This window comes from Photorhabdus viridis (genome assembly GCF_040256935.1).
In the GTDB taxonomy this organism is placed as follows: Bacteria; Pseudomonadota; Gammaproteobacteria; order Enterobacterales; family Enterobacteriaceae; genus Photorhabdus; species Photorhabdus viridis.
Window position 1 is genome coordinate 1 of record NZ_JBEJZY010000431.1, and the last position, 242, is coordinate 242.

Genomic DNA, 242 nt, shown 5'->3' on the forward strand with positions numbered 1-242 from the left:
TTAAATGCCCGTGCTAACCGGCTGGCCCATCAACTGATTGCACTGGGCGTAGTGCCTGATCAACGCGTGGCGATTTGTGCTTCACGTTCACTGGCCATGGTGGTGGGATTGTTGGCGGTGCTGAAAGCGGGTGGTGCCTATGTGCCGCTGGACCCGGTCTATCCGTGTGAACGTCTGGTGCATATTCTGAATGATGCCGCACCGTCAGTGATATTGGCGGATGAGGCCGGATGTGCGGTACT

Annotated in this window: 1 protein-coding gene; it reads left to right on the forward strand. The window is 57.0% G+C overall.

Features of this window, described 5'->3' with window-relative positions:
• On the forward strand, nucleotides 1–242 hold a 242-nt coding region (locus tag ABR397_RS24045), incomplete at both ends, for an AMP-binding protein (protein ID WP_350307882.1).